This is a genomic window from Candidatus Paceibacterota bacterium, assembly GCA_028711505.1.
In the GTDB taxonomy this organism is placed as follows: domain Bacteria; phylum Patescibacteriota; class Minisyncoccia; order JAHISW01; family Tagabacteraceae; genus JAQTSC01.
Window position 1 is genome coordinate 38,136 of sequence record JAQTSC010000005.1, and the last position, 9,238, is coordinate 47,373.

9 protein-coding genes and 1 rRNA gene are annotated in these 9,238 nt (G+C 41.9%); all 10 read left to right on the forward strand.

Annotation, left to right across the window (positions count from 1 at the left end; translation table 11 throughout):
* Positions 1 to 48 precede the first annotated feature (48 nt).
* The gene (gene rnc, locus PHC85_02700) at positions 49 to 792 is read left to right on the forward strand and encodes a ribonuclease III (GenBank protein MDD5032996.1); all 744 of its coding nucleotides are present in this window, start codon (positions 49 to 51) and stop codon (positions 790 to 792) included.
* A gap of 34 nt (positions 793 to 826) precedes the next feature.
* Complete coding sequence (locus PHC85_02705; GenBank protein ID MDD5032997.1) at positions 827 to 2,998, forward strand: hypothetical protein; 2,172 nt, start codon at positions 827 to 829, stop codon at positions 2,996 to 2,998.
* Positions 2,999 to 3,052: 54 nt separating this feature from the next.
* Positions 3,053 to 3,466: a 30S ribosomal protein S16 gene (gene rpsP, locus PHC85_02710; GenBank protein MDD5032998.1), complete on the forward strand. Its 414-nt coding sequence runs from the start codon at positions 3,053 to 3,055 to the stop codon at positions 3,464 to 3,466.
* A gap of 103 nt (positions 3,467 to 3,569) precedes the next feature.
* Positions 3,570 to 3,893 (forward strand): KH domain-containing protein, encoded by a 324-nt coding sequence (locus tag PHC85_02715; protein ID MDD5032999.1) that lies wholly within the window; start codon positions 3,570 to 3,572, stop codon positions 3,891 to 3,893.
* Between the two features lie 70 nt (positions 3,894 to 3,963).
* Positions 3,964 to 4,665: a tRNA (guanosine(37)-N1)-methyltransferase TrmD gene (gene trmD / locus PHC85_02720; protein MDD5033000.1), complete on the forward strand. Its 702-nt coding sequence runs from the start codon at positions 3,964 to 3,966 to the stop codon at positions 4,663 to 4,665.
* Positions 4,666 to 4,667: 2 nt separating this feature from the next.
* Positions 4,668 to 5,573: an EamA family transporter gene (locus PHC85_02725; GenBank protein ID MDD5033001.1), complete on the forward strand. Its 906-nt coding sequence runs from the start codon at positions 4,668 to 4,670 to the stop codon at positions 5,571 to 5,573.
* A 1-nt stretch (position 5,574) separates the two neighbouring features.
* Positions 5,575 to 6,555, forward strand: a complete 981-nt coding sequence (locus PHC85_02730) for a beta-galactosidase (GenBank protein MDD5033002.1) — start codon at positions 5,575 to 5,577, stop codon at positions 6,553 to 6,555.
* A 71-nt stretch (positions 6,556 to 6,626) separates the two neighbouring features.
* The gene (locus tag PHC85_02735; GenBank protein ID MDD5033003.1) at positions 6,627 to 7,004 is read left to right on the forward strand and encodes a response regulator; all 378 of its coding nucleotides are present in this window, start codon (positions 6,627 to 6,629) and stop codon (positions 7,002 to 7,004) included.
* A gap of 86 nt (positions 7,005 to 7,090) precedes the next feature.
* A complete protein-coding gene (locus PHC85_02740) occupies positions 7,091 to 8,341 on the forward strand; it encodes a glycoside hydrolase family 1 protein (protein ID MDD5033004.1) in 1,251 nt (416 codons plus the stop codon).
* Between the two features lie 124 nt (positions 8,342 to 8,465).
* Positions 8,466 to 9,238 (forward strand): 16S ribosomal RNA (locus tag PHC85_02745); the annotation flags it as partial.

Genomic DNA, 9,238 nt, shown 5'->3' on the forward strand with positions numbered 1-9,238 from the left:
AATTTATAATTTAGCGATTTACGATCAATTTTCAATGAATTAATTTTCATGATTTGGAAATTAAAAATTGGAAATTGGAAATTAAAAAATATCATGGTTCGTTCATACTCTGAATTGGAGGAAAAACTTGAAGTTAAATTCAACAACATTGATTTGCTCAAAGAGGCCTTAACCCACAGGTCTTTTTTGAACGAAAAAAGGGAGCTCGGCGAGCATCACAACGAGCGTCTTGAATTTTTGGGAGACGCTGTTTTGGAGCTTGCCGTAACCAGGTTTCTTTTTTATAAATTTTCGGAAAAGCCGGAAGGCGAACTTACATCATTGCGCGCGGCTTTGGTGAATTCAAAAATGCTTTTTGAAGTCGCTTCCGACATGGGCGTTGAAAAATTTTTAAGGCTTTCGAAGGGAGAAGAAAAAGAATCCGGCAAAGGCAGAAATTTTATTTTGGCGAACACTTTTGAGGCGCTTATCGGCGCGATTTATCTTGACCAGGGGTATGAAAAAGCCGAAGAATTTGTGAAGAAAAACATATGCCTGCGCGTTGACGAGGTTATTGAGAAAAAATTGTGGCGAGACGCCAAAAGCTTGTTTCAGGAAGAAGCGCAAGAGCGCGAGAGTATCACTCCGAATTACGAGGTTCTTGAGGCGAGCGGTCCCGACCACAAAAAACTTTTTGTAATAGGCGTTTATATCGGAAGTGAACTTGTCGCCAAGGGAGAAGGATTTTCAAAGCATGAAGCGGAGATGAACGCCGCCGAAAAAGCGCTTAAGGAAAAAGGATGGGCGGATTGAAAAAATAAACAGTTATTAACACAAACGATTCGCGATGCTTTTGAAAGAATTACAGATTTCCGGATTTAAATCTTTTGCCAAAAAAATCTCTCTGGATTTTCCCGTGGGAATTTCCGCTATCGTGGGGCCTAATGGTTCCGGAAAATCCAACGTCACCGAAGCCATCGCGTGGGTTTTGGGCGAGCAATCGATGAAAAGTCTTCGCGGCAAAAAAGGCGAAGACCTTATTTTTAACGGTTCTCATATTACCGCCAAAGCGTCAAAAGCTTCGGCTTCTTTGATTTTTTCCGAGAGCGCGAAGGGTGATGATTCCGTTATTTCCCGTTCGGTCTACCGCGACGGGACGAACGAATATTTTTTTAACGGAAAAGAATGCCGCCTTAAAGATATTTTGGAGTTTTTGAGCGCGGCTGGAGGAGGAACATTGCGGCACCACATAATCAGCCAGGGCGAGGCGGACAGGATTTTAAACACTTCTTCAAAAGAGAGAATGAGCATGGTGGAAGACGCTTTGGGGCTTAGAATTTACCAGCTAAAAAAGGAAGAGGGAGAAAGAAAACTGGAGAAAACTTTGAGCAATATGAAAGAAATTGAATCGGTCAGGAGGGAAATACAGCCTCATCTTAAATTTTTGAAGAAACAAGTGGAAAAAGCGAACGAAGTTTTTTCTTGGAAAGAAGAGCTCGCGAAACTCTCGTCTTCCTTCTTCTTTTCCGCGGAAAAGCGGTTTGAAAAAGAAAAAGAAGAAATTTTTTCGGAAAAATCGACGGCGGAAAAAGAAGTTTTTTCGGCGTCTAAAGACATAGAAGACTCAAAAAAGAAACTGGCCGGGAACAGAGGGATGGATTTGGAGCTTAACAAAGCGGGAGAAAAAATAAGCGAAATAGAAAGAGAGATAGGAAGATGCGAAGGAATTTTATCGCACCTTAAATCGGCGGCGGAAAGAGAGCCGGAAAAAGAAAAAATTTCCCGTCCGGCAATCGATTTAAAAGAAGCGGTTTCCTTTTTTAAGACGCTTGAAGAAAAGATTGACGAGGCCCTAGTAGAAAAAGATTTGCAGCGGATAAAATCCGTGCTTTTGGAAATAAAAAAGAGGCTGGATGTTTTTAAAAAAGAAGAAAAAAAAGAGGAACTCGTGAAAAAAGATATTGGCTCTGAAATTGAGGGGATAGAAAAGAAGAGAATAGAACTTTCAAAACTTTTAAAAATAGCGAGAGAAGAAAAAGAATTGATAGATAAAGAAAGAGCCGCTTCTTTCGACGTTGAGAGGGCGCTTTTCCAGAAAGAGATGAAATTAAGCGAAGCAAAATCGAAGCTGAATCTTTTGGCCGAAAAAGAAAAAGATTTTTCTTTTAAATCCGCAGAGTTAGCGAAAGACCGTGAGGAAATAGAAGCGATTTTGGGATCTAAAATTGATTTTTCGGGCGCGCGCGTTCTTGTCGAAGAGGAAACGGAAAAAGAAAAAAAGAAAATAGAACGATTGAAGATAAAAGTGGAAGAAAGCGGCGGTTTGAGCGGAGAAATTATGAAAGAATACGAGGAAGTAAAAAACCGCGATGAATTTTTGGCTTCCGAGCTCGGTGATATGGGGAGAACTGAAGATTCGCTAAGAACTCTTATAAAACAGCTTGAAGAAAAGCTCGGAGAAGATTTCAAGGACGGCGTTAAAAAGATAAATATCGAATTTCAGAATTTTTTTGAATTGATGTTTGGCGGCGGCAGAGCCGAAATAAAAATAATAACGCCGCCCAGAAGAAAGAAAAAAGACCAGGATCTTTTGGAGGGAGAAAAGGAAGTTCCAATTTCTGGCGATTGCCAGGACGCCGGTGGAGAAGAAGCGGAAGACGGAATAGACATCTCCGTTAACTTGCCGCGCAAGAAAATTCACTCATTAAACATGCTTTCGGGCGGGGAACGCGCCTTGACGTCTATTGCTTTGCTTTTTGCCGTTTCCCAGGTAAATCCTCCTCCATTTTTAATTTTGGATGAAACCGATGCGGCGCTTGATGAATCCAATTCCAAAAAATACGGGGCAATGCTGAAAGAACTCAGCCAAAAGACCCAGCTTATTTTAGTCACGCATAACAGGGAAACGATGTCTGCGGCTTCGGTTCTTTACGGAGTTACGATGGGAGCTGACGGTTCTTCAAGAATTCTTTCGGTAAAATTTGACGAAGCGGAGGAAATGGTAAAATCCAAATTGTAATCAAGTTATCCGGGTTTTATTGACCAAAAAATAATTATTGATATAATAGCCAACATGCTGATAATAAGATTTACAAGGATAGGGAGAAAACACGATCCGTATTTCCGGCTCGTTGTTGTTGATTCCAGAAAAGCGCTAAGAAGCGGCGATTATTTGGAAAATCTTGGTTCGTATAATCCGCGCGGCGAGGATCAGAAATTTGACGGTGAGCGGGTTAAATATTGGATTTCAAAAGGAGCGCAGGTTTCCGACAGCGCTTTTAACGCTTTGGTTGACGCAAAAATACTTTCAGGCAAAAAGAGAAAGATTACTTCGGCAGAGAGGAAGAAACCAAGTGAAGAAGGAAAAGCCGTCGAAGAAAACGGAAATGGCGGCGAAGATAAAATTGTCCAAAATTCGGGAATTCCGGAAAACGAGATAACAGAAGATGCTCCAGCCGAGGAACAAGAAAAAGCAGGAACCGAATAGGGGGTTGACAAACTGATTTTTTTATATATAATAAAATTAATAATAAAAGTAGGTCGAAAGCAAGATTTATCAGATTAACTTAAATACCGAAGAGATTATTATCATGGCGGAAAAGCATATGGATCAGGAATTTCTTGAATACGTTGTGAAGTCTTTGGTTGATAACCCGGATGCCGTAAAAGTCGACCGCAAGGTTGATGAAATGGGCGTTCTTCTCACTTTGAAGATTGACCAGGCGGATATGGGAAAGATCATTGGCAGGAACGGCAACACGGCTAAATCCATCAGAAATCTTTTGCGTGTAGTCGGCATTAAAAACCAGGCTCGCGTGAATTTGAAGATTGAAGAGCCGGCTGGCGGACGCCGAATGCCTTCTCCATCCGAAGACAGAAGCGTAGATGATGTCGTTGACGACCTCAAGCTTTAATTTGAATTTTGTGTTTATACAAAAACCGGCGCTGTAAAAAGGCGCCGGTTTTTGTTATATTTGCAGTATCATGTTTTTTAGAATATTTACCCTTTTCCCGGAAGTTTTTGAAAAGTACCTTGGCGTATCGGTTCTTAAACGCGCTTTGGATAAAAAAATCATACGCGTAAAAACTTACAATATCCGCGATTTCGCAAACGATAAACACAAAACAACCGATGATTCGCCATATGGCGGCGGCGCGGGAATGGTAATGAAAGCCGAACCCATACTTAAAGCCGTTTTTAAAGAATTAAAAAATAAGCCCAGTGCCCGTAAAATCAAAATTGCCATTCTTTCCGCCAAAGGAAAACAATTTAATCAAAAAATCGCTTATTTGTGGGCGAAAAAATACGACGAAGTTTTTTTAATTTGCGGAAGATACGAGGGAATCGACGAGCGCGTAAAATCGGCGCTTAAGGCCGAAGAAATTTCTATCGGGCCTTATGTGCTTACCGACGGCGATGTCGGAGCCATGGCTTTGATTTCTTCTGTGGCCAGGCTCGTGCCCGGAGTTATAAAAATGGAATCTCTCCAGGAAGAATCGCACTGGAACGTTTTGCTAAAAAAAGAAAAAAATATCAAAACGGGTTTAGCGCTGGAATATCCTCATTATACCCGTCCCGAAGTTTTTGAATTTAACGCCAAAAAATATCCCGTGCCGAAAATTCTTCTGTCGGGCGACCATAAAAAAATAAAAAAGTGGCGCGAAACGCGTTCTAAAATAAAATAAACATGTCTTGGCTTATCCTGGCCGCAATAAGTTATTTTTTGGCCGCGGTTGTCCTGGTCTTTGACAAATTTTTATTGTCGCACAAATCCAAAGATCCTTTGGTGTATTCTTTCTATGTTTCCTCTTTGAGTCTTTTGGTTTTTCTGCTTTGGCCTTTTGATTTTTCTTTAATTCCGTCTAAAACCGCGCTGGTCGCTTTTATTGCCGGCGCATCATTTTTTCCGGCAATATATTTTTTGAACAAGGCCGTGAAGGAGGGAGAAGCCGACAGGGCGGCGGCTATTTCGGGCGGAGTGTCTCCTGTTTTGGTTTTAATCCTTTCTTTTTTCTTTCTTGAAGAAAAACTTCCGGAGTCTTGGCTTTGGGCTCTTTGCCTGCTTATTTTCGGAGGAATTATATTAAGTTTGGGTTCCGTGCGGTCTTTGGGCGTAAAAGCCCATAAAGCTCCGCCTTTCTTTTCTTTTGTATCCGCCGTATTTTTCGCTCTCACTTTTTTTTCAACAAAATACGTTTTTCTTTCAACGAGTTTTATAAACGGATTCGCGTGGACCAGGATAGGCCTGATTGTTCCGGTCATTGCGATTTTGCTTTCCGGCAGATTGCGCGCGGGAATAAGGCAAAACCCGCTGAGCGTTTCAAAAAGGCTTTTTCTTTTTTTTGCCGCCAATAAGACTTTAAGCGGGGTGGCTTTCCTTCTTTTAAATTACGCCATTTCCCTTGGCTCTGTTTCCGTTATTAATGCCATGCAGGGGATCCAGTTTATGTTTATATTTTTTATAACAGCCGCAATTTCTTTTTTTAGGCCGGGACTTGTGGGAGAGAAACCGACTCTTGGCGTAATCATTAAAAAAATATCGGGTATCGTTTCGCTGACGATCGCTCTTGTTTTGCTTTTTCTCTATTCGTAATATGAAAAAGTTTTTGTTTTTGATTTTAATTTTTTCGGCTGGCTGTTTTTGTTTCGGCCGGTTTCTTTTGGAAAAAGCGCCCTCTGGGGAAGTTAAAGATTTTGGCATAACTTTTTCCAAAAAACAGGCCGATGAACTTGGCTTGAATTGGCGCGAAGTTTATCTCGCCACGCTTGAAGAGTTGGGGTTTAAAAAAATAAGAGTTCCGGTTTATTGGCAAGACGTGGAATCGGAACAAAACAGATTCGATTTTTCCGTTTATGACGAAATGATTGCTCTTGCGCAAAAAAATAACGCGGAAATAATTTTAGCGATTGGCGTAAAGCTTCCGCGCTGGCCTGAATGCCACGAGCCCGAATGGGCGAAAAACGAAAATCCGGAAGCGAAAAGAAAAGAAATTTTGGAATATATGGAAGAAACAATTAATCGTTATGACAAAAATCCGGCGATTGTCGCTTGGCAAATTGAAAATGAGCCGTTTCTGGGTTTTGGAAAATGCGAAGATTTGGATGTTAAACTTTTAGACGAAGAAATTGTTTTGACAAGGTCTCTTTCTAAAAAGCCGGTTTTGATAACGGACAGCGGGGAAATGAGCGGTTGGTTTTCGGCTTACAAGCGCGCTGATATTTTCGGGACAACGATGTATCGCACTGTGTACAATAAAATTTTCGGACAAATTACTTATCCTCTGCCTCCGGTGTTTTTCCGCCTGAAACTCGGGCTCGCGAGATTTTTTTATCTGGAAAAACCAGCCGTGGTGATAGAGCTTCAAGCCGAGCCTTGGGACGAAAAACATATAAATGAAATTACTGTTGAACAGCAATATAAATCAATGAGCCCGGAAAAATTTCAGGAAGTTTTAGAATATATAAAAGGAACGGGTTTTGATACTTTCTATCTGTGGGGCGTTGAGTGGTGGTATCAGTTAAAACAGAATGGGCATCCGGAAATGTGGGATATGGTGAAAGCACTTGACAAATAGTATCGTTTCGTGTTTTCTGTAGTAAGAAAAAAATCTTTCGCAAGGAGGTATTTATGGATACGAGCGTAAAGGTGTTAGTGGTGGATGATGATGAGGCAGTGAGGAAGACTGTTGTCGAAATACTTAAGAGCTTCGGTTTTTCGGAATCGATCGAAGCCGCTGACGGCCTTGAGGCATGGGACAATTTTTTCTGCTGTGGAGATTCCGGAATCAGGCTTATTGTCTCCGATAGGGAAATGCCCAATTGGGATGGACTTGACCTTTTGAGGGCGGTCAGGGGGAGGACGCAGGAACACAAGATCTCTTTCGTTTTGATGTCTGGAGAATCGTTGTCTAAAGAAGAAATCCTTGAAGCAGATCGGCTCGGTTCTTTCTTCATTGGCAAACCTTTTGCTAGCATTGCTCATTTTCAGGAGGCCATTGAGTACGCTGAAGCAATGCAGAAGTGAGATGTTTGTTTGCAGATCCCTCGGGTAATTTTCCCGGGGGATTTTTGTTCTTCGACAGGCTCAGGGTAAATGTTAAGATAAAATATATGAAATTAAAATTTCCAGAAAAATTTTTTTGGGGAGCGGCGACTTCGGCTCATCAGGTTGAAGGCGGTTGTAATAACGATTGGTCAAAATGGGAAAAAGAAAACGCAGCGCGGCTTGCCGAAAGGGCAAAAACTCATTGGCAAAAATGGCAGCAGGAAAGATTTCCGGAAATGTTTAAGCCCGAAAATTATATTTCGGGAAAAGCGTGCGACCATTACAACAGGTTTTGTGAGGACTTTGACATCGCTCTGTCTCTTGGTCAAAACGCCCACCGCTTTTCAATTGAATGGAGCCGGATAGAACCCGAAGAAGGGAAGTTTGATGAAAAAGAAATAAAGCATTATCAAAAAATTATTTCCGCTTTGCGAGAAAGGGGAATTGAACCGTTTATAACAATAAATCACTGGACTTTGCCGCTGTGGTTTGAGGATGTCGGCGGCTGGGAGCATGATGACGCTGTTTTTCACTTTTCTGAATTTGTCGGATACCTTGCCAGAAATTTGAAAGATGTGAAATTTTGGATTGTTTTCAATGAACCGTGGATCTATATTTCCCATTCTTATATAAGGGGAAAATGGCCGCCGGCTAAAAAAAGCTGGATATCTGTTTTTAGAGTTCTGCGCGTGTTGATACGCTCGCATAAAATTTCTTTTGATATTATAAAAAGCGTAAGCCCGCAGGCTAAAGTCGGCATAGCTGAAAATAATGTTTATTTTGAGGGTTGGCGTTTGATCCAGCAGGCGGCCAATTATTTTGTTAATAATTATTTTCTGAAGAAAATAAAAAATCATCTGGATTTTATCGGATTGAATTATTATTTTCATAATAAAATTAAAGGTTTTAGGTTTAATAAAAATGATAACGAATTCATAACGGACATGGGATGGGAAATTTATCCGGAGGGAATTTATCATGTTTTGAAAGATCTTAGGGATTACGACAAGCCGATTTACATAACGGAAAACGGGTTGGCTGACAGTCGTGATATTGAACGAACGAAATTTATAAAAGATCATTTATATTGGACGCATAAAGCGATTGAAGAAGGTGTTGACGTAAGGGGGTATTTCTATTGGTCGCTATTGGACAATTTTGAATGGGACAAAGGTTTTTGGCCTAGGTTTGGGTTGGTTGAAATTGATTATTTGCCTCGTGGTAAGGCGGGTCAGGCGCTTGAAAGGCGTGTCCGAAAGAGCGCTTTGGAATACGCGGAGATTTGTAAAAATAATGGTTTTGAATATATTATCTAACAGGGTTGACACGGATATGTAGGCGTATATAATAAGACTACTCTTTGAAAAAAGAAAAGTGTTTTTTGTTTTGTTCCGTTCTATTTACAAAATATAGATTGGGGTTTAAATCCCAGTTTTTATTTTCATTAAGAGTTTGATCCTGGCTCAGGACGAACGCTGGCGGCGTGGATAAGGCATGCAAGTCGTGTGGGTTTAGACCCACGGCGAACGGGGTAGTAACACGTGGGTACTTACCTCAAAGACGGGCATAACCAGCCGAAAGGTTGGGTAATACCCGATAGTCCCGAAAGGGTAAAGGAGCAATCCGCTTTGAGAAAGGCCTGCGGGCTATCAGCTAGTTGGTAAGGTAACGGCTTACCAAGGCAATGACGGCTAGGGGGGGTGAGAGCCTGTTCCCCACCAATGGTACTGCGACACGGACCATACACCTACGGGTGGCTGCAGTCGAGAATCTTCCACAATGGGCGAAAGCCTGATGGAGCGACGCCGCGTGCATGATGACGCTCTTCGGAGTGTAAAGTGCTTTTATAGGGGAAAAACTTACGTGATGGTACCCTAAGAATAAGGGGTTGCTAAACTCGTGCCAGCAGCCGCGGTAATACGAGTGCCCCGAGCGTTGTCCGGAATTATTGGGCGTAAAGAGTGTGTAGGAGGCGCTGTTAGTCTTATCTTAAATCCCGTCGCTTAACGTCGGGAATGGGTGAGAAACGGCAGTGCTTGGAGGATGTGAGAGGTCTACGGAACTCTGGGTGTAGGGGTGAAATCCGTTGATATCCAGGGGAACACCAAAAGCGAAGGCAGTAGACTGGCGCATTCCTGACTCTGAGACACGAAAGCGTGGGTAGCGAATGGGATTAGATACCCCAGTAGTCCACGCCCTAAACGATGTTCTCT

Excerpts from the sequence above, each read along its gene's own strand:
- PHC85_02715 (MDD5032999.1), top strand. The coding sequence starts at position 3,570 with ATGGCGGAAAAGCATATGGATCAGGAATTTCTTGAATACGTTGTGAAG.
- PHC85_02740 (MDD5033004.1), top strand. The coding sequence starts at position 7,091 with ATGAAATTAAAATTTCCAGAAAAATTTTTTTGGGGAGCGGCGACTTCG.
- rnc (MDD5032996.1), top strand. The coding sequence starts at position 49 with ATGATTTGGAAATTAAAAATTGGAAATTGGAAATTAAAAAATATCATG.
- PHC85_02730 (MDD5033002.1), top strand. The coding sequence starts at position 5,575 with ATGAAAAAGTTTTTGTTTTTGATTTTAATTTTTTCGGCTGGCTGTTTT.
- PHC85_02705 (MDD5032997.1), top strand. The coding sequence starts at position 827 with ATGCTTTTGAAAGAATTACAGATTTCCGGATTTAAATCTTTTGCCAAA.
- trmD (MDD5033000.1), top strand. The coding sequence starts at position 3,964 with ATGTTTTTTAGAATATTTACCCTTTTCCCGGAAGTTTTTGAAAAGTAC.
- PHC85_02725 (MDD5033001.1), top strand. The coding sequence starts at position 4,668 with ATGTCTTGGCTTATCCTGGCCGCAATAAGTTATTTTTTGGCCGCGGTT.
- rpsP (MDD5032998.1), top strand. The coding sequence starts at position 3,053 with ATGCTGATAATAAGATTTACAAGGATAGGGAGAAAACACGATCCGTAT.